At 71.7% G+C, this 22,421-nt stretch carries 19 protein-coding genes; 15 read left to right on the top strand and 4 right to left on the bottom strand.

The features are described from left to right. Window positions 1-139 precede the first annotated feature (139 nt). The 4 genes from AMIS_RS24580 (at window position 140) to AMIS_RS24565 (ending at window position 4,369) form a co-directional block, all read left to right on the top strand. Window positions 140-1,423, top strand: coding sequence for an AAA family ATPase (locus AMIS_RS24580; RefSeq protein ID WP_014445109.1), 1,284 nt, complete (start codon window positions 140-142; stop codon window positions 1,421-1,423). 94 nt (window positions 1,424-1,517) lie between these two features. Beyond that, on the top strand, window positions 1,518-2,558 hold the full coding sequence (locus AMIS_RS24575) for a tetratricopeptide repeat protein (RefSeq protein WP_014445108.1): 1,041 nt from the start codon (window positions 1,518-1,520) through the stop codon (window positions 2,556-2,558). Between the two features lie 226 nt (window positions 2,559-2,784). Continuing rightward, window positions 2,785-3,822, top strand: a complete 1,038-nt coding sequence (locus AMIS_RS24570) for a phosphatase PAP2 family protein (protein ID WP_014445107.1) — start codon at window positions 2,785-2,787, stop codon at window positions 3,820-3,822. Beyond that, window positions 3,761-4,369 (top strand): tyrosine-protein phosphatase, encoded by a 609-nt coding sequence (locus tag AMIS_RS24565; RefSeq protein ID WP_041830037.1) that lies wholly within the window; start codon window positions 3,761-3,763, stop codon window positions 4,367-4,369. Before AMIS_RS24570 ends, AMIS_RS24565 begins: the two co-directional genes overlap by 62 nt. A gap of 56 nt (window positions 4,370-4,425) precedes the next feature. Here AMIS_RS24565 and AMIS_RS24560 read toward each other — a convergent pair whose 3' ends face one another. Next, on the bottom strand, window positions 4,426-5,580 hold the full coding sequence (locus tag AMIS_RS24560) for a LolA family protein (protein WP_041831243.1): 1,155 nt from the start codon (window positions 5,578-5,580) through the stop codon (window positions 4,426-4,428). 144 nt (window positions 5,581-5,724) lie between these two features. Here AMIS_RS24560 and AMIS_RS24555 point away from each other — a divergent pair, with 144 nt between their 5' ends. The 5 genes from AMIS_RS24555 (at window position 5,725) to AMIS_RS24535 (ending at window position 10,314) form a co-directional block, all read left to right on the top strand. Then, on the top strand, window positions 5,725-6,672 hold the full coding sequence (locus AMIS_RS24555) for an intradiol ring-cleavage dioxygenase (RefSeq protein WP_014445104.1): 948 nt from the start codon (window positions 5,725-5,727) through the stop codon (window positions 6,670-6,672). Window positions 6,673-6,730: 58 nt separating this feature from the next. Next, window positions 6,731-7,465: a response regulator transcription factor gene (locus tag AMIS_RS24550; protein WP_172666622.1), complete on the top strand. Its 735-nt coding sequence runs from the start codon at window positions 6,731-6,733 to the stop codon at window positions 7,463-7,465. After that, window positions 7,449-8,804: a sensor histidine kinase gene (locus AMIS_RS24545; protein ID WP_014445102.1), complete on the top strand. Its 1,356-nt coding sequence runs from the start codon at window positions 7,449-7,451 to the stop codon at window positions 8,802-8,804. The genes AMIS_RS24550 and AMIS_RS24545 overlap by 17 nt, the downstream gene beginning before the upstream one ends. A 44-nt stretch (window positions 8,805-8,848) precedes the next feature. After that, the gene (locus AMIS_RS24540; RefSeq protein WP_014445101.1) at window positions 8,849-9,577 is read left to right on the top strand and encodes a Pr6Pr family membrane protein; all 729 of its coding nucleotides are present in this window, start codon (window positions 8,849-8,851) and stop codon (window positions 9,575-9,577) included. 98 nt (window positions 9,578-9,675) lie between these two features. After that, window positions 9,676-10,314, top strand: coding sequence for a flavin reductase family protein (locus tag AMIS_RS24535; protein WP_041831240.1), 639 nt, complete (start codon window positions 9,676-9,678; stop codon window positions 10,312-10,314). A gap of 130 nt (window positions 10,315-10,444) precedes the next feature. Here AMIS_RS24535 and AMIS_RS24530 read toward each other — a convergent pair whose 3' ends face one another. Then, on the bottom strand, window positions 10,445-10,999 hold the full coding sequence (locus tag AMIS_RS24530) for a TetR/AcrR family transcriptional regulator (RefSeq protein WP_014445099.1): 555 nt from the start codon (window positions 10,997-10,999) through the stop codon (window positions 10,445-10,447). Window positions 11,000-11,081: 82 nt separating this feature from the next. Here AMIS_RS24530 and AMIS_RS24525 point away from each other — a divergent pair, with 82 nt between their 5' ends. After that, entirely contained in the window at window positions 11,082-11,957 is an 876-nt protein-coding gene (locus AMIS_RS24525; protein ID WP_041830036.1) for an SDR family oxidoreductase, read from the top strand. A gap of 105 nt (window positions 11,958-12,062) precedes the next feature. On the opposite strand, the gene AMIS_RS24520 is transcribed toward AMIS_RS24525, so the two are convergent. Beyond that, complete coding sequence (locus tag AMIS_RS24520) at window positions 12,063-12,968, bottom strand: aminoglycoside phosphotransferase family protein (RefSeq protein ID WP_014445097.1); 906 nt, start codon at window positions 12,966-12,968, stop codon at window positions 12,063-12,065. A 154-nt stretch (window positions 12,969-13,122) separates the two neighbouring features. Between AMIS_RS24520 and AMIS_RS24515 the strand changes: the two genes are divergently transcribed. Further along, window positions 13,123-13,449, top strand: a complete 327-nt coding sequence (locus tag AMIS_RS24515) for a hypothetical protein (protein ID WP_157435038.1) — start codon at window positions 13,123-13,125, stop codon at window positions 13,447-13,449. 164 nt (window positions 13,450-13,613) lie between these two features. Then, window positions 13,614-15,212, top strand: a complete 1,599-nt coding sequence (locus AMIS_RS24510; RefSeq protein WP_014445095.1) for a cellulase family glycosylhydrolase — start codon at window positions 13,614-13,616, stop codon at window positions 15,210-15,212. A 47-nt stretch (window positions 15,213-15,259) separates the two neighbouring features. On the opposite strand, the gene lon is transcribed toward AMIS_RS24510, so the two are convergent. Next, the gene (gene lon / locus AMIS_RS24505; protein ID WP_014445094.1) at window positions 15,260-17,596 is read right to left on the bottom strand and encodes an endopeptidase La; all 2,337 of its coding nucleotides are present in this window, start codon (window positions 17,594-17,596) and stop codon (window positions 15,260-15,262) included. A 166-nt stretch (window positions 17,597-17,762) separates the two neighbouring features. Here lon and AMIS_RS24500 point away from each other — a divergent pair, with 166 nt between their 5' ends. From AMIS_RS24500 to AMIS_RS24490, 3 genes are all read left to right on the top strand, one after another. Next, complete coding sequence (locus tag AMIS_RS24500) at window positions 17,763-18,305, top strand: hypothetical protein (RefSeq protein WP_014445093.1); 543 nt, start codon at window positions 17,763-17,765, stop codon at window positions 18,303-18,305. Window positions 18,306-18,494: 189 nt separating this feature from the next. Next, window positions 18,495-20,042: a BCCT family transporter gene (locus AMIS_RS24495; protein ID WP_051042555.1), complete on the top strand. Its 1,548-nt coding sequence runs from the start codon at window positions 18,495-18,497 to the stop codon at window positions 20,040-20,042. Window positions 20,043-20,437: 395 nt separating this feature from the next. After that, the gene (locus tag AMIS_RS24490) at window positions 20,438-22,420 is read left to right on the top strand and encodes a sensor histidine kinase (protein WP_014445091.1); all 1,983 of its coding nucleotides are present in this window, start codon (window positions 20,438-20,440) and stop codon (window positions 22,418-22,420) included. Window position 22,421 lies beyond the last annotated feature (1 nt).

The following is a 22,421-nucleotide window of genomic DNA, read 5'->3' as shown; positions in this document are numbered from 1 at the left end:
AAAGACCGCCCTTTCCCGGGCGGTCTTTTTTCATGGGTACGTCCCTTCCCCGTGACCGGCCTCACCGAGCCGTCCTCGCTACGCCGGTCCGGGGCAGTACCGGGCACCGCCTCACCCGGCCGGGGCATAATCGCCTGTCATGAGCGACCCCTTGATCGACAGCCTCACCGCCGCGGTGCAGGCCCGCCCCGACGACCTCCCGCTGCGCCTGCACCTGGCCGAGCTGCTGGTGGCGGCGGACCGCGGCGCGGAGGCGATCGGGCACGCCGCTCAGGTGCTCGCCCGCGAGCCGGGCAACGTCACCGCCCAGCAGCTGATGGGCCGGGCGCTCGGAACCCCGTCGCCGCCGAGTCCGGCCCCGCAGCCGGCCGGACCGTCCGAGCCGGCACAGCCTCAGCCGGCACAGCCTCAGCCGGCACAGTCCCCGCCGGTGCAGCAGCCCACCGGCGTCGACTGGTCGGCCATGGAGCAGCAGTTCGGCGACGTCGTCCCGCCCCGGTTCACTCGCACCGGCGAGCCGGACCCGATCCAGGGGCACCAGGACCGCATCTTCGACGTGGAGAGCGCCACGATCACCCTCGCCGACGTCGGCGGCATGGCGGACGTGAAGAAGCGCCTCGAGGTCTCCTTCCTCGGCCCGCTGCGCAACCCGAAACTGCGGACGCTGTTCGGCAAGAGCCTCCGCGGCGGCCTGCTGCTCTACGGCCCGCCCGGCTGCGGCAAGACGTTCCTGGCCCGCGCGGTCGCCGGTGAGATGGGCGCGGCGTTCATCTCGCTGAGCATCACCGACGTGCTGAACATGTGGGTCGGCAGCTCGGAGAAGAACCTGCACGACCTGTTCGAGTCGGCGCGCGGCCACGCGCCGTGCGTTCTCTTCCTGGACGAGATCGACGCGCTCGGCCACAAGCGCAGCCAGCTCCAGTCGTCGATGCGGACCGTGGTGAACCAGCTGCTCACCGAGCTGGACGGGGTCCAGGGCGGCAACGACGGGGTGTTCGTCCTGGCGGCCACGAACGCGCCGTGGGACGTCGACGCCGCGCTGCGGCGGCCGGGACGCCTGGACCGCACCGTGCTGGTGCTGCCGCCGGACCGCCCGGCCCGCGCCGCGATTTGTGAGTTCCACCTGCGTGACCGGCCGGTCGCCGGCATCGACCTGGAGCAGGTCGCGGCGGCCACCGAGCACTACTCCGGCGCGGACCTGGCGCACCTGTGCGAGACCGCCGCGGAGTACGCGATGCGCGACTCGATCGCGTCCGGCGAGATCCGGATGATCGGCCAGGCGGACATGATGGCCGCCGCCCGCGAGGTGCGCCCGTCGACCGACGCGTGGTTCGCGACCGCCCGCAACGTGGCGATGTTCGCCAACGAGAGCGGCGAGTACGACGACCTGGCGGCGTACCTGAAGAAGCGCAAGGTCAGGTGAGAGCGCTCGCTCACGGCAGAGGGCATGGTCCGGCGGGACGAGCACGCGATCTGGTGACATCGGCGAGCGGCCCGGCGCCGCGCGCGCTGCCGCGGTGACGGCCGCCTCGCGGGCGCGGGCGCTGGCCGGGGTGAACCGGCTCTCCGACGCCGAGACCGAGGTCCGCCGCGGCCTCGTCCAGCTTCCCGCGGACCCGGAGCTGCTGGCGCTGCTGGCCGGCCTGCTGCGCCTGCAGGGCCGGCGCACCGAGGCCCTGGCGGCGGCGGACGCGGCGGTGGCGGCGGCGCCCCACCTGTCCGGCACCCACATCGAACGAGCCGAGTGCCTGCTGACGCTCCCGCCCGAGCCGGCCGAGCACCCCGAGTCCGGCGAGGCCCGTACCGCCGAGGCTCTCCGGGAGGCACGGGAAGCGGTCCGCCTCGACCCGGCGCACCCACCGGCGTACCGGGTCCTGGCCCGTGTCCTGTCGGCCCGCCGCGACGTCGATGGGGCCCGCGAGGCCGCCCGGCGGGCCCTGTCCCTGGACCCCCGTTCGGTCGCCGACCTGCTCACCCTCGCCGAGATCGAGCGGCACGCCGGCCACCGCGGGGCGGCCCGGGCAGCGGTGGCAGCGGCCCTGGCCGAGGATCCCGGCAACCCGGACGGCCGCTGGCTGATCGCCCTGCTCGACGCGGAACGTCTCCGGGTGCGCTCGTCGCTGCGCGGCCTGCGTGAACTGGCCGCCGACCATCCGGACAAGCTCGACGTCACCGCGCTGACCTGGCCGATCCGCGGCCTGCTCGGCGGGTTCCGCCGGGGTCTCGCCGCCGGGGTCCCGCTGGTCCTGCTTCTGACCGGCTGCGCGCTGCTCTGGCCGTCCTGGCTGCTCGCCGCCCGCGCGGCCGCCGTCACGGTGGCCCTCGTGATGATCGGTTTCGGCCTGCGGGTGCTGGTTCCGGCGGGGCTGCTGCCGTGGCGCTGCCTGACGCTGCTGCCGGTCCGGACGCGCCGCGCGGTGCGCACCGGGTGGGTCGCGGCAGTCGCGACGGTCGCGCTCCTCCTGGGGTACGGGGTGAGCGCCCGCGCTCCGCTGCCGGCGCTCGCGCTCGTCACCGCGGCGGTCCTGCTCACCACCGGCAGGGCCGACCGGATGTAACAGGCGTGTTTCCGATGCGCGTTACATCACTATTACGCCGTTAAATCTTGCACAAGCTGCAAGATCGCCGGATGCTTTCACCCTGCGTTGATGACCGGGGGAACTGTCATGGCGAATTCAGGCTCTGCTTGATCGGCCGTCACCCGCGCGCCACCGGCGTCCGGGTGCCGAACCCCACCCCACTCGCGCCGGGCACTGCACCGGACGATCCGATCGGGAGCCAGCCGTGACCGAGCAAGCCGTCGACCACAGCCTTGCCGTTGAACGTCGCCCCGCCGTGGCCCGCTCCGGCATCCTCTCGGCCCTACGCGAATTATCCCTGGTAGCCGCCCTGTTCATGGTCTACAAGGTGGGCCGGCTGGCCGCCGACGGCCACGTCGACGAGGCGTTCCGCAACGCCCGGGCGGTCTGGGACGTCGAGCGCTGGCTGCACCTGCCGAGCGAGCTGACCGTGCAGCGCGCGCTGCTCGACTGGCACGCCCTGGTCGAGGCCGCCAACAGCTACTACGCGTACGTCCACTTCCCGGCCACCGCGGCCACCCTGATCTGGCTCTACCTGTACCGGCCCGCGCACTACCGCTGGACCCGCAACGTGCTGACCCTGCTCACCGGGTCCGCGCTGCTGGTGCACTTCGTGATCCCGCTCGCGCCGCCGCGGATGCTCGGCGAGACCGGCATGCTCGACCTGGGCCACCTGTTCGGCCCGGCCGTCTACGGCAACCCGGAGACCGACCACCTCTCCAACCAGTACGCCGCGATGCCGTCCCTGCACTTCGGCTGGGCCCTGGTGGTGGCCGTCGCCCTGATGGCCGCGATCGGTGGCCGGCGCCGGGCGCTGTGGCTGCTCCACCCGGCGATCACCCTGCTGGTGATCGTGGCGACCGGCAACCACTACTGGCTCGACGCCGTCGCCGGAGGGCTGCTGACCGCTGCCGCCTACGCCCTGCTCCGCCGGCACCGTCCCGCCGTCACCCCGGTCCCGCCCATGACCCGTGACCCCCGCGCCTTCATCCCGGCCCCGCGCAGGCCGGCCGGCGATCACCACAGCGCCGGCGACAAGCAGGTCAGCGACGAGCAGGACGAGCCGGGGCACGACAGCCAGGGGCGCGGCAACCCCGGGCGCGGCAACCGGGGGCACGGCGGCCCCGGGCACGGCGACGAAGAGCCCGGCCGCCCCGCCGGCGTCGCCTACGCTGGCCGCCATGAAGCTCGACTGGCCGGACTGCAGCAACGCCCGCGATCTCGGTGGCACACCGACCGCTGACGGCGGCGCGATCCGTGCCGGGGCGCTGATCCGCTCGGACAGCCTCGGGCTGCTCACGCCCGCCTCGGTGACCGCGCTGCGCGACCTCGGCCTGGCGCTGATCCTGGACCTCCGCTGGCCCCGCGAGTGCGCGGCCGACCCGAGCCCGTTCGCCGGTGATCCCGCGTACCGCAACGTCCCGCTGCTCGCCGACCCGATGGGGTACGACCCGCCGGACGACACCTACGCGCCGATGCTCGACCACAACGCCGAGCGGATCGCCCGCGCGTTCCGGGTGATCGCGGCCGCCCCGCCCGGCGGGGTGGTGGTGCACTGCCGTGGCGGCCGGGACCGGACCGGCGTGCTGGTGGCGCTCCTGCTCGGGCTCGCCCGCGTGGACCCCGAGACGATCGCGGAGGATTTCGCCCGTACCCCCGCAACCGAGGCCGCCGCGATGCGCGCGACGCTGACGCACGCCGGCCGCCGCCATGGTGGCGTCGCGGCCTATCTGCGCGACGCCGGTGTGCCGGAGGAGGACCTGGCGGCGGTCAGGCGGCTCCTGCGCTGACGCGACGAGCCCCGCCGCGGGATGCGACGGGGCTCGATCGAGGTGTGCTGAATCGGTCAGGCGACCGCGTAGAGCGCCTCCGGGGTGACCGCGCCGGCGAAGACCCGGCCGTCATCCGTGAGCAGCACCGTGAAGAGCGAGCCGCTGAGCAGCCGGCCGCTGCCCCAGTCACCGCTCACCTTCGGCAGCGTCTCCAGCAGGCCGGCGACCGCCTCGCCCTGCTGGCCGCCCTGCTTGCCGGCCTCGGCTGCCGCGCTCTCCAGCGAGGGCGCGTCGTCGGGCAGCTTGGCGGACAGGATCGACGTCCAGCCCTGGCCGATCATCTTGATGTTCTCCGAGCCCGCCACGTCAGCGGGCTTGGTGACGTCCTGCTTGGCGTGCTGCTCCAGCTCGTCGGAGGACGGCTTGACCTCTTCCACCTTCGCGCCCGGCGGCGGGTTGAAGGTGAACTGCTGCGCATCCGGCACCGTGAAGCTGACCTGCTCGAACGCCACCCGCACGGCGGGCTTCGTGGCGTTCTTGGCGTAGACGTCGACCCGCAGCGGGATGTGCTCGGCCGCGTCGATCGCGAGCCGGACCTGCCCGATCAGCGAGTTGGCGTCCTTGGGGCTGAGCACCAGCTCGTACGCGTCGCGCCCGGCCACCTCGGCGGCGCCGGTCGTGGTGACCTTGGTGGTGCCGTCGATCGCCGCGAGGGCGGCGTCGGCGGCCTCCTGCGGAGTCGACGGCACGCCGGTCGGCAGCGCCTTCTTCTCCGCGGCGGCCTTCTCCGCGATGTCCTCCGGCAGCGTGACGTGCGTGCCGGTGTTGTCGCTGCTCTTCCAGATCCACACGTCGCCGGCGTTGCGGATCACGTCGGTCTCGCCGTCGGTGCCGAGCAGGGCGAGCCGTACCTTGTCGTCGCTCGCGTACCAGACGCGGGCCGTGTTGCTCCCGGACACCAGGCTGGTGAGGCCGCCACCCTCGACGTTCTTCAGCAGGCCGGCGACGCCGGGCAGTCCCAGATCGGTGCTCTGCACGACCGTGCCGGAGAAACCTGCCGGGTCGGCGCCCTGCAGATCCACCAGCAACTGCGCGGCGGAGCGATCCGGCAGGGCCGGGTCGGCGCTCGCCACGATTGTTCCGGCCGCCGCGCCGCCCCCGATGACCGCAACCGCGGCGGCCGACGGAACGAGCCAGCGCAACGCCGGCCTTGACCTGAACACGGACACGATGTCCACCTCCCCATCTCTGCTCATCATCGTGCTACGGCACCGCTGTGACGAGGCTGAGAAAGCCCCGTAAGGGACGCCCCTTCCTGGTCGGTCAGATAGTTTGAAATAGGCGTTTAAGGGGCAAAAAGACGAGAGGCTTTCATGGGTACGTATCAGGGGCGCTCGCTGCCCCGGCCGGAGGAAGACCTGGTGGACCAGGGTTTGATCTTCGACCTCGGCACGATGGCGCAGCGGCGGCAGGTCCTGAGGGCGCTCGGACTCGGCGCGGTGGCGCTCGGGCTGAGCGCTTGCGGGGACAGCGACGGTGATGACACTCCGACGACGGCCACCTCGGAGACGAACACGGTCGGCGAGATCCCGGACGAGACGGCCGGGCCGTACCCCGGTGACGGCTCGAACGGGCCGAACGTGCTGACCGAGAGCGGCATCGTGCGCAGCGACATCAGGTCCAGTTTCGGGGACTCCACGACCACCGCCGAGGGCGTCCCGATGACGCTGACCCTGAGCCTCAAGGACCTGGCGAACGACGGCGCCGCGTTCGCCGGCGTCGCGGTCTACGTCTGGCACTGCAACCGGGCCGGTGAGTACTCGCTCTACTCCGAGGGCATCACCGACGAGAACTACCTGCGCGGGGTGCAGGTCGCCGACACCGCCGGAGAGGTGACGTTCACCAGCATCTTCCCGGCCTGCTACTCCGGGCGCTGGCCGCACGTCCACTTCGAGGTCTACCCGAGCCAGGCGGACATCACCGACGCGGCGAACGCGATCGCGACCTCGCAGGTGGCGCTCCCCAAGACCACGTGCGACACGGTCTACGCCACCACGGGGTACGAAGACTCGGTCACCAACCTGGCGCAGGTCACGCTGGACGACGACAACGTGTTCGGCGACGACTCCGGCGCCAGTCAGCTCGCGACGGTCAGCGGCGACGTGACGAGCGGTTTCACGGTCTCCCTCGAGGTCGGGGTGGACACCACGACCACGCCCACCGGCGGCCAGCTGAGCGGGGACGGCGCGCCGAGCGGTGCCCCGATGGGCTCCGGCGGTCCCGGCGGCGCGCCGCCGAGCGGTCCCCGGCCCAGCAACTGACTGTGATTCAGCTGAGAGCTGCTCACGTCTGACCGCCGTCGCATGCCAAGGTGTGGGGGTGCGGTTGCTGGTGGTGGAGGACGAGGCCCGGCTTGCTGCCGCGCTGCGGCGGGGCCTGCAGGCCGAGGGATTCGCGGTCGACGTGGCCGCCGACGGGCAGGACGGCCTGGAGATGGCCCGCCACGGCGGGTACGACGCGATGATCCTCGACGTGATGCTGCCCCGCCTCTCCGGGTACCGGGTGGTGCGGCAGCTGCGCGCCGAGCGGCACTGGCTGCCGGTGCTCATGCTGTCGGCGAAGGACGGCGAGTACGACCAGGCCGACGGCCTCGACTGCGGCGCCGACGACTACCTGACGAAGCCCTTCTCGTACGTCGTCCTGCTCGCCCGCCTGCGAGCCCTGCTGCGCCGCGGCGCGCAGGCCCGCCCGGTGGTCCTCGCCTTCGGCGACGTGGAGCTGGACCCGGCCGAGCGCCGCGTGCTGGTGGCCGGCGCCGAGGTGACCCTGACCGCCCGCGAGTTCGCGCTCCTGGAGTACCTGATGCGCCGCCCCGGCCAGGTGGTCTCCAAGACCGAGCTGCTCGACCACGTCTGGGACGCCGCGCTGGACACCGCGCCGAACGCGGTCGAGGTCTACGTCGGCTACCTGCGCCGCAAGATCGGCCGGGACCGCCTGGAGACGGTCCGCGGTGCCGGATACCGCCTGGCCCAGGCCGGCGCCGACGCACCAGCCGGTTCCGGCGCCCCGGTCGGTTCCCCCGCGCCCGCCGGATTCGATGCGCCGGCCGAATGAGCTGAGCCTGCGGGCCCGGCTGCTCCTGGTCTCCGCGGCCGGTCTGACGATCGGCCTGGCGGTCGGCGGCGTGCTGCTCGTCGCCGCTCTCGGCTTCGCCCAGAACCGGGCCGTCCACATCGAGACCCTGGAGACCGCGCGCGGCGTGAAACGCCTGGTCGACCAGGGGTCGCTGACAAACCCGATCCCGGTCACCCCGGGCGTTCAGGTCCAGGTCATCGACGACGACGGGAGGGTACGGTCGGTGTCCGCGACCGCCGACCGCCTCGTCCCCATCCTCTACCCGGAGGAGCTGCGCGACCTGCCCGACGGCAACGGCATGACGATCCCCGGCAACCGGATCGGCTTCGACGGTGAGGCCCGCGTCGTGAAGGTCAGCGCCGGCCCGCCCACCGACCCGCTCACCGTGCTCGTCGCCCGCTCGACCGACGAGCTGCGGCAGAGCGTGCACCTGCTCCGGATCACCCTGGTGATCCTGTTCCCGCTGCTGGTGGTGCTGCTCGCCGCCGGGCTGTGGCGGGCGCTCGGCGCCGCGCTGCGGCCGGTCGACGCGCTCCGGGCCGGCGCCGAGGAGATCACCGGCGGCACCCGGGCGGGCCGCCTGCCGGTGCCCGACTCCCGCGACGAGGTGCACCGGCTCGCGGTCACCCTCAACGACATGCTGCACCGCCTCGACGCGTCCCGGGCCCGCCAGCGCGCGTTCGTCGCGGACGCCGCCCACGAGCTGCGCAGCCCGCTCACCAACATGCGCACCGAGCTGGAGGTGGCGCAGCACCTGCCGGACGACACCGACTGGCCGGCGCTCACCGACGACCTGCTCGCCGACGTGCAGCGGCTGTCCCGGCTCGTCGACGACCTGCTGCTGCTGGCCCGCCAGGACGACGGCTCGACCCGCGCGCTCACCGCCCGGGTCGAGGAGATCGACCTGGCGCAGTTCGCCGGCGAGGTCGCCGCCCGGTTCCCCGGCGTGGACTACCGGGACCCGGCGGAGCCGCTGCCGCTGCGCGCCGAGCCGGACGCGCTGGCCCGCGTCCTCGCCAACCTGATCGACAACGCGGTGCGGCACAAGCGGGACCGGGTCACGGTGACCGCGGCGGCCGACGGCCCGGACCGGCTGCTCGTGGTGACCGACGACGGCCCCGGCATCCCGGAGGCCGAGCGGGAACGGGTCTTCCAGCGGTTCGCCCGCCTCGACGACGCCCGCGCCCGCGACGCCGGCGGCTCCGGGCTCGGCCTCGCGATCGTCCAGGAGCTGGTCCGCCGGCACGGCGGATCGGTCACCCTGGGCGACGCCCACCCCGGCCTGCGGGTAGAGGTGCGGCTACCCGCCCGGAGCTGAACGGAGTACAGTCCCGGCGCGAAGATCACCGATCCGGGGGATGTATGAAGTCACGTGTGTACCACGGCGCCCTGGCCGGCATCGTCGGTGTCTCGCTGATCATCCAGCTCACCCTGACCGCCACCGACACCGCGCCGCACGCCGGCCCGGTCGACCCGGAGCCGGCGCTGACCAGGTTCATCCGCCTGTTCAGCTACTTCACCATCCAGAGCAACCTGCTGCTGCTCGCCGCCACCGCGGCCCTGGCCCTGAACCCGCACCGCGACGGCCGCCTCTGGCGCGTGATCCGCCTCGACGCGCTGCTCGGCATCGTCATCACCGGCCTGGTCTACAGCACCATCCTGGCCGGCCAGGTCGAGCTGTACGGCGCCGCCTGGCTCGCCGACTTCGGCTTCCACTACGTGGCGCCGTGGACCGCCCTCCTCGGCTGGCTCCTGTTCGGCCCCCGCCCCCGCATAGACGGCCGAACCCTGGCCTGGGCGGCGTTGTGGCCGGCCGCATGGATCACCTACACCCTCGCCCACGGCGCAGCGACAGACTGGTACCCCTACCCGTTCGCGGACGTCACCGAGCTCGGCTACCCCACGGTCCTGGTGAACCTGGGCGCCGTGGTCCTGCTGGCGGCCCTGATCGCCACGGTGATGCGCCTGCTCGACCCCCGTCTCCCGTCCGGCTCCCCGGCGATGCCGGAGGTCGAGGCTCCCACCGCGGTGCCGCATCCCCGTTCCGGCGAGGAGAAGGTCGTGGAACGGGAGAGCGGCGCGGGCCGGTAGATCCGGGCGCGGGTATCCGCTGTGGCGGATTCGCCGGTAGCAGTGCCGCGTCCGATTACCGCCAGCGGCTTCCTCCGCTGCTGGGCATGATCAGCGTCATGCATGTCGCTGTCGACTTGAAAGTCCTGTACTTCGGAACCCCGGTCGTGCTCATCGGCTCCCGCAACCCCGATGGCACCCCCAACCTCGCTCCGATGTCGTCGGCGTGGTGGTTGGGGCAGAGCTGCATGCTGGGCCTGGGCAACAGCGCGCAGACCACCGCCAACTTGCTGCGTGAGCGCCGGTGCGTGCTGAACCTGGCGCCGTCGTCGCTGGCGGGCGCGGTGGACCGGCTCGCGTTGACCACGGCAGCACCGGTCGTCCCCGCCCACAAGGCGGCGATCGGGTACCGGTACGACGGCGACAAGTTCGCGACCGCCGGACTGACCGAGCAGGCCGGCGAGATCGTCGCGGCACCGCGGGTCGCCGAGTGCCCGATCCAACTGGAGTGCGAAGTGGCTGCGGCTCATCCATTCGGCGTACCCGAACCGCACGCCACGGCGTTCCAGGTCACCGTGATCCGGGCGCATGTCGAGGAGGACCTGCTGGTCCCGGGAACCCACTACGTCGACCCGATGCGCTGGGATCCGCTCATCATGAAGTTCTGTGAGTTCTTCGGCGGTGGCGACAACGTGTCCTCGTCGCGCCTGGCCGCCGGCTGGCGCATGCCGCACCAACTCCGGGCAACCAATGCCTGAAGGGTTTGGACCGCCACCTCGCAGGGGCCGGTAAGGCCACGGTGCCGCGCGGCGCCGTCAAGGCTCCTGCGGAAGTGGCCGGCCTCGGGCTGCGCGGATGGTGGGGCTTCGTCGGTCCCTGCGGCGACGGTCAGAGCAGGGCTTGCAGGCGGCGCAGCACCTCGGCCTGGACCTCGGCGAACGGCCGGTCCTCGCCGTCGGCGATCCAGGCCGCGAAGGCGGTGCGGAAAACCGTCACCGCTGTCTCCGCGGCCAGCGCCGCGCTGATCGGGTCGATGCCGCGCTCGGTCAGCGCCCGGGTCAGCGACACCGCCAGGAGTGACAGTTTGAGCAGCTCGCGCTCCTGGAGGGCGGCGTTGGCCGCGATGATCGACTGACGGGCGCGGGACCACGCCCGGCGGTCCTCACCGAACAGCGTGGCAGCGCCGTCGAGGACCGCGGCGACGAGCCGCATCGGGCTCGTGCCGGACGGTGGCAGCGCTGCCAGGAAGACGCCCTCGAACGAGTTCTGGTCGGCGAACAGGACCTCGCGCTTGTCGGCGAAGTGGCGGAAGAAGGTGCGCTCGGTGACGCCTGCGGCTGCGGCGATCTCGGCGACGGTGGTCCCGTCGTACCCCCTGGTCTGGAAGAGGGTGAGGGCCGCCTCCTTGAGGCGGTCGGGTGCGCCGGCCTGCCATCTCGCCATGATCCTCATCATAGTGATGTCAGAAGGTGACATCAGGAGGTACTGTGATGTCAGTACATGACATTACTGAGGAGGTCACGCCATGCGCGTGTTCGTCACCGGAGCCAGTGGATGGATCGGCTCGCACGCCGTCGGCGAGTTGCTGAGCGCGGATCACGAGGTGGTCGGCCTGGCCCGGACCGATGCCGCCGCAGCGGCCCTGCAGGCCAGAGGCGCCGCGGTGCTCCGCGGAGACCTCGACGACCTGGACGCGTTGCGGCGCGGCGCGTCCGGAGCCGACGCGGTCGTCCACCTGGCCAACAAGCACGACTGGGCCAACCCGGCCGAGTCCAACCGGGCCGAGCGGACCGCGGTCGACACCCTGACCGACGCTCTGGCCGGCACCGACCGGCCGTTCCTGTTCGCCTCCGGCCTCGCGGCCCTGCCGTCCGGGCGGCCCCTCACCGAGACCGATGCGTCACCGTTCAGCGGGCCGGACGCGCCGCGCGGCGGAGCCGAGAACCTGGCGCTGGACAAGGGGGTGCGTGCGATCGCGGCACGGTTCGCGCCGACCGTGCACGGCACCGGCGACCACGGGTTCGTCGCCCAGCTGGTGGCGACGGCCCGGCGCACCGGGGTGGCGGGCTACCTCGGTGACGGCCTCACGGCCTGGTCCGCGGTGCACGTCGACGACGCCGCCCGGCTGATCCGGATCGGTCTGGAGCGGGCGCCGGCTGGCACTCGCCTGCACGCCGTCGCCGAGGAGGCGGTGCCCAGCCGGGAGATCGCCGAGGCGATCGGCCGGTCCCTGAACCTGCCGGTCCGGCCGGTGGAGGCGGAGCACTTCGGGTTCCTCGGGCAGTTCTTCGGTACGGACATGATCGCGTCCAGCGAGATCACCCGGACCACGTTCGACTGGAAGCCCACCGGCCCCACGCTGACCGAGGACATCGAGGCGGGCGCGTACGCCCACGCCTGACGAGCCGCTCGCCGGCCGTGGATGAGCCGCATGGTGGCACTTCCACGGCCGCCGGCATCCGCCGGGCCGGCGACACATAGGGCGGGGCGCCGCTGAGCGGCAGGGTCAACTGTCGCTGTCGAGCACCGCGTCGAGCGTGCGCCGGCCGATGGCCGCCATCTGAGGGTTGTCGGCGGAGCGAGCGAGAAGCGCGGTCGACAGCACGAGGGCCCAGGCACGTGCACGGATCCACAGTCCTTCGTCGGCCGGATGCCGGCTCGCGGCGGCGTAGGCGGAGACGAACGTGCGGTGGCTGTCAGGCGGTAGGAGCATCCAGCAGACGGCCAGGTCGGTGGCCGGGTCGCCGGCGGTGATGTCGCCGAAGTCGATGACGGCGCTGAGCAGGCCGCCGTCGACGAGAATGTTCGCGGGATGCAGATCGCCGTGCAACCAGACCGGGGGCCGGGCCCACGTAACCGCTGTGACCGCAGCCCGGAACATGCGGGTCACGAGGTGGCCGTCGACCGTGGTGCCGAGCCGGTCCACATTCTCGGCGAGCGCAGCGGCTCGACGGTGCAGGGGAACCCCACGTACCGGGTTTCGTGGTGCGGTGAGCGGTGCGGGGACATGCAGAGCCGCCAGGAATCTCGCCAAGGTCACGGCTGAGTGGCCGTGGTCGGCCGGTGGGGTGCGAGCGGCGATGTCGCCCGGCAGGTGCGAAACCAGGCTCCATGGCCACGGATAGCCGTGACCGGGCCGGCCGACACGGACCGGTACCGGAATCGGCAAGGGGAGCCGCGGCGCCAGGTCCGGTAGCCAACGTTGCTCGTGCAACAGCAGCTCCACGGCGACCGCCCGTCTGGGCAGTCGCGCTACGAGATCGTCACCGATACTCACCATGACGTTGTCCCAGCCGTGCGCGAGCATCCGAAGGTGACGGCCGGCCAGATCGGGCATCTGTTCACGGACGAGCCGGCGGACCACGTCCAGGGTGACGTCTACTTCAGCGGCCGGCATCGGGCTGGCGTTCATCGGCGGTATAGATCCTTGAGTAGCGGCACTGTCGACGTGCCGGTCCGGATGACTCCCATCATGGTCCTGCCTCTGGAGTCTGCGCCGGTGGTTGCGGCATCGCTCGGCGTCGTTGCGGGCTGCGGTCGCACGACCAGGAATGCGAACGGGCGGCGTGCTCCGGACGATCCTCGACAAGCCCGCCCTGCGACCGTTCTTCTACGAGGGCAAGGCCTTGCCGGCCGCACCGGACGAACTGAGGTGGCAGGTTCTGACCGTGGGGGAGATGCTGGGCGACGTCCTCGAGGTGGGGCTCTATCACACCAGGGAGATCCAGGCCACCGGGGCCTATGAGGACTGGTTCGACTATGCGTCCTTCGTCATGCGCCAGAGTCCGGCGCTGAATCACCTGGTCCGGGAGCATCCGGGGTGGTATCCGAAGCTGGTTCCGCTGCTGGCCGGCGACGAGGACGTGGAGCCGGAGCGCGCCGAAGCGCGGTGAGGCGGCCGCCGGCTCAGGTTCCCGGACGGAGCACGGGCGGTGGCGGATGAGGCGTTCCACCAGCCGGGCCCGGTGACAAGGGATCGACGGTTTGCGATTATGGGAGCGCTCCCGGCGGCTTCCCCCATCAACGCCGCCATCGCCGTCCCCGGAAGGACCGTCCCATGAGTTCGAGATTACGGAAGGCCTGGCTGGTGTTCCTCGCCGCGGCCCTGGCCGTCACCGGAGCCGTCTACGGCGTGACGAGGCCGGCGTCGGCCGACGTCACCGCCGAGCTCACCGCCCCGCAGCTGGTCGCCGACATGGGGGCCGGGTGGAACCTCGGCAACACGCTCGAAGCCAGCGTCAACGGCATCCCCGGCGAGACCGCCTGGGGCAACCCGGTGGTGACCCAGGCCTTCATCGACAAGGTGCGGGCCGCCGGATTCCGGACGATCCGGATCCCGGTCTCCTACCTCGGGCACATCGGCGCCGCCCCGGACTACACCGTCAACGCGGCCTGGCTGAACCGGATCAAGGAGGTCGTCGACTACGCCCACAGCCGCGGCCTCTACGTGCTGATCAACATGCACGGCGACGGCTACAAGACCGTCTCCGGCTCCTGGCTGATCTGTGACGCGTCGTCGCAGACCGCGATCCGGGAGAAGTACCAGAAGGTGTGGCAGCAGGTCGCGATCCGGTTCCAGAGCTACGACGAGCACCTGATCTTCGAGTCCATGAACGAGAACTTCGACGGGCAGTACGGAAATCCCACCCAGCCGTGCTATTCCAACATCAACGCCTACAACCAGATCTTCGTGGACACGGTACGCCGTACCGGTGGAGTGAACGCCTCCCGATGGCTGCTGGTCCCCGGCTGGAACACAAACATCGACTACACGGCGGGCAACTACGGTTTCGTGATTCCGACCGACCAGTACCGGTCCACCACGATCCCCGCCGCCGAGCAGCGGCTGATGATCTCGGTGCACTACTACGACCCGTGGGACTTCACCGGCACCGAGGACGGCACGATCACCCAGTGGGGCGCCGGCGCGACGAACCCGGCGAAGAAGTCGGTCTGGGGCCAGGAGGACTTCCTTGACGGGCAGATGAAGAAGATGCACGACACCTTCGTCACGCGCGGCTACCCGGTGTTCGTCGGTGAGTACGGCTCGATCGACAAGACCACGTACGACTCGGCCAGCAACCGGTACCGCGCGGACTACGCGCGGGCCGTGGTGACCGCCGCCAAGAAGTACGGCGCCGCCACCGCCTACTGGGACAACGGCTGGAACGGGCAGCACGGCTTCGGCCTCTTCGACCGCAGCTCGGGCGCGGTGACCCAGCCGGGCATCGTGAACGCCATCATGAGCGCGGTGGGCACCCAGCCGTCCAGCTCACCGTCAGCGAGCACGTCTCCGTCCGCGAGCGCGTCCCCGTCACCGAGCACCTCGCCGTCGACAAGCCCGGGCACCTGCCGGGTCACCAGCGCGGTCAACGCCTGGAACACCGGCCTGACCAACAGCATCACGATCGCCAACACCGGCAGTACCGCGATCAACGGCTGGCGGCTGACCTTCACCCTCGCCGGTGGACAGGCCATCACGTCGGGCTGGAGCGCGACCTACTCCCCGTCCAGCGGCACGGTGACCGCGACCAACGCCAGCTACAACGGCGCGATCCCGGCGGGCGGGTCGGTGAGCATCGGCTACCAGGCCGGCCACACCGGTAACGCCGCGGCGCCGACCGGCTTCACGCTGAACGGCGCCACCTGCAACTGATCCATCACCAAGGGCCGGGGCCGCCGCGGCGGCCCCGGCCCACCGTGTCAGGCTGCGACCAGCACGTCGTCCAGAGCGGTGTCCAGGATCTCCCGGACGTCGGAGACGATGTGCACGGTCAGCGCGTCGAGCACGTCGGCGGGCACGTCGTCCAGGTCGGGCTCGTTGCGCTGCGGCAGGTACACCTCGGTGAGTCCGGCCCGCTGTGCGGCCAGCAGCTTCTGCTTCACACCGCCGATCGGCAGGACCCGGCCGGTCAGCGAGACCTCGCCGGTCATCCCGACCTCGGCGCGCACGGTACGGCCGAGCAGCAGCGACACCAGGGCGGTGGTCATCGTGACGCCCGCCGACGGCCCGTCCTTCGGCACAGCGCCCGCCGGCACGTGCAGGTGGATCGGGTGGTCGAGCTGCTCCGGCGAGATGCCGAGCTCGCCGGCGTGCGCCCGGACGTAGGAGATGGCGATCTGCGCGGACTCCTTCATCACGTCGCCGAGCTGGCCGGTGACCGAGAGACCGCCCTTGTCACCGGGGAGCAGGGACGCCTCGATGTAGAGGACGTCGCCGCCCATGCCGGTCACCGCCAGGCCGGTGGACACGCCGGGGACGGCGGTGCGCTCGGCCGCGTCCGGGGTGAACCTCGGCCGTCCGATCAGGTCCTTGAGATCGGCGGCGTCGACCGTGGCGGGGAGCGTGCCCAGGGCGACCTTGCGGAGAGCCTTTGCCAGGAGACGTTCGAAGGACCGTACCCCTGCCTCCCGGGTGTAATCGGCGGCGATGAGACGCAGGGCGTCCTCGGTGACGGTCACCTCGCCGGGGGAGAGGGCGGCCCGTTCGATCTGGCGGGGCAGCAGGAAGTCCCGGGCGATGGCGACCTTGTCGTTCGCGGTGTAGCCGTCGATCGTGATCAGTTCCATCCGGTCGAACAGCGCCTGCGGGATCGTCTCGAGGGTGTTCGCGGTCGCGATGAACAGCACGTCCGACAGGTCGAGGTCGAGGTCCAGGTAGTGGTCGCGGAACGTGTGGTTCTGCGCCGGGTCCAGCACCTCGAGCAGCGCCGCGGCCGGGTCGCCGCGGTAGTCGCTGCCGACCTTGTCGACCTCGTCCAGCAGGACGACCGGGTTCATCGTGCCCGCCTCCCGGATGGCGCGCACGATGCGGCCGGGCAGCGCGCCGACGTAGGTCCGGCGGTGGCCGCGGATCTCGGCCTCGTCACGGACGCCGCCGAGCGCGACCCGGACGAACTTGCGGCTCAGGGTCTTCGCGACCGACTCGCCGAGCGAGGTCTTGCCGACACCGGGTGGGCCGGCCAGCAGGATCACCGCACCCGATCCCCGCCCGCCGACGGTGGTCAGGCCGCGCGACTCGCGGCGGGCGCGGACGCCGAGGTACTCGACGATGCGCTCCTTGACCTCGTCCAGGCCGTGGTGGTCGGTGTCGAGCACCGCGCGGGCGGCCTCGAGGTCGGTGCTGTCGGTGGTGCGGACGGCCCAGGGCAGGTCCAGCACGGTGTCGAGCCAGCTGCGGATCCAGCCGGCCTCGGGGTTCTGGTCGCCGGCGCGCTCGAGCTTCTCCACCTCGCGCAGCGCCGCCTCGCGGACCGCGTCGGGGAGGTCGGCCGCCTCCACCCGCGCCCGGTAGTCGTCCTTGTCGTCGGCCTCGCCCTCGCCGAGCTCCTTGCGGATCGCCTTGAGCTGCTCGCGGAGCAGGTACTCGCGGTTGCGCTTCTCGACCGACTCGCGGACGTCGTGCTCGATCTTCTCGCTGACCTCGGACTCGGCGAGGAAGTCGCGGGTCCAGTCGATCAGCAGCCGCAGCCGGGCCTCGACGTCCGGGGTCTCCAGCAGTTCCCGCTTGCGGTCGCTGGACAGGTACGGCGCCCAGCCCGCGGTGTCGGCCAGGTCACCGGGGTCGTCGATGGCGCTGACCGAGTCGATCACCTGCCAGGCCTCCCGGCGCTGGAGCACCGAGACGACCAGCTTCTTGTATTCGGCGGCCAGCTCGCGGGTGGCCGCGCTGGGCTTGCTCACCGGAACCGGCTCGGCCTCGACCCACAGCGCCGCGCCGGGGCCGGTCACGCCGCTGCCGATCTTGGCACGCACACCGGTACGGAGGACGGCGGCGGGTGTGCCGCCACGGAACTTGCCGACCTGCTCGACGGTGGCCACCACGCCGTACGAGGCGTAACGGTCCTCCAGCCGCGGGGCGATCAGCAGCTCGGAGCCGGCCGAGGTGCGCGCGGCGTCCACCGCGGCCTGGGCCTTCTCATCCAGCTCGACCGGCGCCGCCATGCCCGGGAGCAGGACGATGTCGTCGAGGAACAGAACGGGGAGTCGTTTGCTGGTCACCGGAACCTCCGAGGAGTTGAGCACACGCGGCTCAACCATGACCGGGTCAACTATGGCGATGGCTCCGATCTTCCGGCGTTCACTGCGAGCGAACAGAGGCACCGGCGGCCGCTCACCCCCGCCGGATGAGGACAGGACGGATCGCGGCCCGCAGCATCAGCAGGAGGGCAACCCGACGCCCGGACTGTCACATGGAGGAGTTCCTATGGCCATCGGTCCCGTCCAGCTGCTGGTACTGGGCTTCAAACACCCGAACTTCCACGGCGAGATCATCGCCGAACTCGAGCGCTTGAAGAAGAGCGACACCGTACGGGTGATCGACGCGCTCGCCGTCTACAAGACCCCCGAGGGCGAGCTGGAAGCCGAGCATCTGAGCAACCTCACCCCGGAGGAGGCCGTCGAGATCGGCAGCAAGATCGGCGCCCTGATCGGGCTCGGCTTCGAAGGCGAGGAAGGCGCCGAGGCCGGCTTCGAGAAGGGCGGCGAGCTCGCCGCCGAGGACGGTGTCCGGGTCTTCGACCAGCAGGAGTGGGACGTCCTCGCGGAGATCCCGAACGACACCGCCGCCGCACTGCTCCTGATCGAGCACCACTGGGCCGTGCCGCTGCGGGACGCGATCTTCCGGGCCGGCGGCTTCCGGCTCGCCGACGGTTTCATCAGCCCGCTCGACCTGGTCGGCATCGGCCTGATCGCGGCCGAGGAGGCCAAGGAGCTGCACGACCTGGAGACCGCCGGAAAAGCCGGCTGACCCGAGAGTTCAGAGGAGGAGAGACGATGTTCGCTTCACGCAGGGTGGCCCGGCGCACGAGCCGGCGTACCGCTCGCCGGGTGGCCCGCCGCCGCCGCTGAAACAGGTGGTGACATAGGTAAAGCGGCCTCTGATCGATCTTTTCGCTGCAAGACTGACGGCGTGGCGGAGGTCCGTACCGATCGCACGATGGTGGCTGCCGGGACGGGCGGAGTGCTGGCGATCGTCCTCTGGGCGGTGCTGGCGCCCGACTCGGTGGCCCGCGCCGGTGACGCCGCGCTGAGCTGGACCATCGGTACGTTCGGCTGGTTCTTCGTACTGGCCGCCGACGTGTTCCTGGTGCTCGCCGTGGTGATCGCGGCGGGCCGGTTCGGCCGGATCCGGCTCGGCGCCGACGACGAGGAGCCGGAGTTCACCACCCTCGCCTGGGTCGCCATGATGTTCAGCGCCGGCATGGGCATCGGCCTGGTCTTCTACGCGGTCGCAGAGCCCATTCAGCACTACGCGTCACCGCCACCGGCGTCCGGCGCGCTCGGCGGCACCGATCGGGCCGGCTCGGTGGCGATGCAGTACACACTCTTCCACTGGACCCTGCACCCGTGGGCGATCTACGCGGTGGCCGGGCTGGCGCTCGCCTACTCGACGTTCCGGCGGGGCCGGCCGAACCGGCTATCGGCGGCGTTCCATCCGCTGCTCGGGAATCGCGCCGACGGGCCGGCGGGCGCGCTCGTCGACCTCTTGGCGATCTTCGCGACCGTGTTCGGGTCGGCGACCAGCCTGGGTCTGGGCGCGTTGCAGGTGGCGGCGGGACTGGGCATCGTCGCCGGGGTGCCGGACACCCGTACCCTTGAATTGATCATTATCGCCGCGCTGACCGCGGCCTTCGTGGCATCGGCGTTCTCCGGCCTGGACCGCGGCGTGAAGTGGCTGTCGTCGATCAACCTGGTACTGGCCGGGCTGCTGGCGCTCTTCGTGTTCGTGGTCGGACCGACGGTGTACGTCCTGGAGGTGCTGCCCGCGGCGGTCGGCGACTATCTGGACAGCCTGCTGGTGATGTCGACCCGGACCGGGGCGTTCTCGGACCCGGAGTGGATGGGCGCGTGGACGCTGTTCTACTGGGCTTGGTGGATCTCCTGGGCGCCGTTCGTGGGCACGTTCATCGCCCGGATCTCCCGGGGACGTACCGTGCGGCAGTTCGTCGTCGGGGTGCTGCTCGTGCCGAGCGGCGCCAGCGCGATCTGGTTCTCGATCATGGGTGGCAGCGCGCTGCGCGCCCAGGCCACCGGCTCCGCCGATCTCATCGCCGACGTGCGCGAGGGCGCCGAGTACGCGCTCTTCGGGCTCCTCGACGCGATGCCGCTGGCCGGGATGACGAGTGCGCTCGCCATGGTGCTGGTCGGCCTCTACTTCATCACCAGCGCGGATTCCGCCTCGCTGGTGCTGGCCTCGCTCTCCTCGGGCGGCGCGCTGCGGCCCCGCCGGCTGCTGGTGGTGATGTGGGGGGTGCTGATGGGCGCGGTGGCCGCGGCGCTGCTGCTGGCCGGCGGGCTGCAGGCGTTGCAGCAGGCGACGATCGTGGTGGCGTTGCCGTTCGTGGTGGTGATGCTGATCCTGGCGGCCTCGCTGCTCCGCGAGATGGCCGCGGACCCGGCAGCGGGAATGCGGCCCCGGCGCGCCCGGCCACACGGCATCGGCGACGCGGTGCGCACGGCCCGCCCGGTGGCGAAGGACGGGTGATCAGCGGTGGGCCCGGCCCGGCCGGCGAGAGGACGGGCCGTCGTCCCGCTGGGTGAGGATCGCCATCCGGCAGAGCGACTCCTGGCCAAAGGGCATTCTGGAATATCTGCCGTGGGACCATATGCGCGGAATGTCCCGGAGCCGCGGGACGCTTGTCCGTGGTTCGCGGGACTCCGGACCGGCCAGGATCGGTGCCGTACCCCGCGAGGTCGCGGCCTCGGCGTTGGTGCACCATTTTCCCGTTTCGTATTTAAGGTGGCATTATGCGTGAGCAGATCGCGGCGTCGGCCCGGACCACCCCGCACCCGTCTCCCCGGCGCCGGATGACCGTGGGCACCCGGATCCGGATCTGGCTCAAGAAGCTGACCGGTCGCGGCTGAGCAAGGGGCCGCGACATGATCGGCGCGTTGCGCCCATCACCGGGGGAACCGCCGGCAGCCCTGTCCGGCGGCGCATGGGCCGCCGGTGGCGTCGTCCTGACGCTGCTGGCGGCGACCCTGGTGCCCGCGGCCGTTCGGTTGGTGCGGGACAGCGACCTGGTCGAGGTCGGGAGCCTCGCGCTCTTCTGCGTAGTGTCCGGGTCGCTCGCGGTCGTCGTGCTGCGGCAACGCCCGGGCAGCAGGGTCGGGCGGCTTCTGCTGGTGCAGGCCCTGTGCGCCGCCGTCGCGGGTACGTCGGCGGTACTGGACCAGAACGCGATCATGTCACGCGTGACCGAGGTGGCGTGGTTCCCGGCCTTCGCGATGATGCCGTTGGTCCTGGTCGATGTGCTGCCCCGTGAGCCGGGCGCGTTCCGGCGCAGGCTGTCGGTGTGCCTCGGTGCCCTCGTGATCGCGGGGACCGCGGCCGCTCTGGTCTCGGTGTCATCCGTCTCCGACGAAGACATCCTCGCCCGGCGGTGGTGGCCCGACCACGGGGTCGGCAACGCGGCGGCGACCGTCTTCGCGGTGACGCTCCTGCTGTGTGGTTTCGTGATGCTGGCCGAGGTGGTGGTGCTGCTGAGCCTGGCGGTCGGCCGCCGGCGCGGCTCGAACGGGATCTACATGCGCCTGGGCCTCGCCGTCGCGGCGATGCTGGTCGGCATCGTGCTCGACGCGCTGGGAATCGGCGGCGCCTGGGTGGTGGGGGTGCTGGCGTTTCCGGTGGCCCTGTTGTGGACCGGCTTCACCGACCATCTCTACGACATCGATCTGCTGGTGAGCCGGACCGTCGCGTCACTCCTCGGTTGGGCCGGGCTCATCACCGGCTGCGGGATCACGATCTGGGTGATCAGCTACGTCGTGCTGCGGGAACCACCGGAGCTGACCGCCGTGGCCACCTCCGTCGCGGTCGGTCTCACCGCGGCGCCCGTCTTTCACCGGGCGCGCCGGGGGATCGGAACGGTGCTCTACGGCCACCGTGACGATCCGCTGACCATTCTGGGCCAGATCGGCCGCCCGATCACCGCCGGAACCCCGGACACACCCACGGATGACATCTTGCGCGCCATCGCCGCCGGCATCTCCATCGGCATGGCCATCCCCTATGTGCGGCTCACGCTGACCGACGGCACCATCGTGGAGGCCGGCCGGGCCGGATGCCCGCCGGCGGCGTCGTTCCCGATGCGGTACCGGGGATGCGAGCTCGGCGCGATCGCCGTCGCGCCCCGCTCCTACCACGGGCGTTTCAGCGCCGCCGACCGCCGCGTCCTCGCCGCCCTCGCCGACCAGGCGTCGGTCGCGATCCACGCCATGCTGATGGCCCGTCAGCTCGCCGAGACCCGTGGCCGGGTGGTGGCGGCCCGCGAGGCCGAACGGCTGCAACTGCGCAACGACCTGCACGACGGCCTGGGCACTGCGCTCGCCGGCGTGGCGCTGCAACTGCGTGCGATCGGCACGAATTGGCCGGAGACCCGGCAGGCGGCGGAGGCGGCCGAGCGGGACGTCGCCGGCTGCAAGGCCGAGGTCACCTCCGTCATCCGGCGTCTACGCCCGCCCGCTCTCCGGGACGGGCTGATCTCCGCCGTGGGTGAGGCTGCCGCCCGGCTGGAACGGGCCGGCACCCGGGTGGTGTTCGAGCATCCGGAGACACTGCCCCCGGCGGCACCCGAGGTGGAGATGGCCGCCTATCGCATCGTGTGCGAGGCGCTGACCAACGCGGTCCGGCACGGCAAGGCACGGTGCTGCACGGTGACCATCGCGGACGACTGCGCGCTGACGCTGGACGTCGTCGACGACGGTGTCGGCCTGGATCGCACGGTGCCCGACGACGCGTCCAGTGGTGTCGGCCTGGAGTCGATGCGCGAGCGTGCCGCCGAGGTGAACGGCACGCTGGATGTCCTGCCGACCGCACCGCACGGCACGCGCGTGCACGCGGTCCTGCCCTGGGGGTCGAGGTGAC

It is taken from the genome of Actinoplanes missouriensis 431 (assembly GCF_000284295.1).
GTDB classification, from domain to species: Bacteria; Actinomycetota; Actinomycetes; order Mycobacteriales; family Micromonosporaceae; genus Actinoplanes; species Actinoplanes missouriensis.
Note: the sequence above shows the minus strand (reverse complement) of the source record. Positions and strands in the feature narration are given on the sequence as shown.